Genomic DNA, 1,110 nt, shown 5'->3' on the forward strand with positions numbered 1-1,110 from the left:
CACAAGGGCCTTTATTTCATGGTTGCCCTGGCCTTGGGCGGCGTGGGCGCCGTTCACGCGCAGGACAACACGGCGGCAACCACGGGCAGCAGCGATAGCGCCGCCGCTCCGGCGTGGCCGAAGGGTTTCGATGACCGCTGGTACATCGCGCCGACCATCGGCGGCTACTACAACGACACGGATCGCAACACCAACAGCCGCCAGTTCTACTACGGCCTGGGCGTGGGCAAGTTCCTTTCGTCCAACACCTCGGTGGACGTGTTCTTCGACCGCACCAAGCGCAAGATCGACCATAACGCGGGCAAATGGGCCAGCAACAACCTCGGTGTTGCCGTGCGCTATTACCTGGGCAGCACTGCGTGGCACCCCTACCTGCTGGCGGGTGTGATGGGCAGCCACCACAAGAACCCGGTGGACAGTGGCTGGGCGCCTGCGGCCGAACTGGGTCTGGGTCTGTCCAAGTCGGTGACCGACAGCTCCGACGTGCGCGTGGAAGGTGGCTACCGCTACGACTGGGACGACAAGAGCCAGCCAAGCAAGAGCGGCTACGGCGACTGGTTCCTGGGCCTGAGCATCGTGTCGCGCTTCGGCGCGGTGCCGGCAGCTCCGGCTCCGGTGGCCCCGCCGCCGCCGCCGGCTCCGGCCCCGGTGGAAGCCCCGGCGCCGCAGAAGGTGGTGATCGACCTGCGTGGCGTGAACTTCAAGTTCGACTATCCGAAGAAGGGCCATGTGCACGCATCGGAAATCGACAAGGCGCTGGCGGTGCCGACGTCGGACTCGATCGCGATCCTGGACCAGGCGGTGGATACGCTGAAGCGCTATCCCGACGTGCACGTGACGGTGGCGGGCTACACGGACAGCGTGGGCAAGCCGGCGTACAACCAGGCACTGTCGGAGCGTCGCGCACAGATCGTGTACGACTACCTGACCAGCCACGGGATCGACGCGAGCCGTCTGGAAGGACCGATCGGTCACGGTGCGGACAACCCGATCGGCGACAACGCCACCGACGCGGGCCGTGCGCAGAACCGTCGCGTGGAACTGCAGGTCCAGCAGTAAGCGGACTTGCGGCAGTGTCACGAAAAAGCCCGGCGCATGCCGGGCTTTTTC

1 protein-coding gene is annotated in these 1,110 nt (G+C 65.9%); it reads left to right on the plus strand.

Features of this window, described 5'->3' with window-relative positions; genetic code table 11:
* Positions 1-1,059: OmpA family protein (locus ACQGNW_RS00005; RefSeq protein ID WP_426661013.1), on the plus strand; the 1,059-nt coding region annotated here is incomplete at its 5' end.
* Between the last annotated feature and the right edge of the window lie 51 nt (positions 1,060-1,110).

The organism is Rhodanobacter aciditrophus, assembly GCF_050026795.1.
Taxonomy (GTDB): Bacteria; Pseudomonadota; Gammaproteobacteria; order Xanthomonadales; family Rhodanobacteraceae; genus Rhodanobacter_A.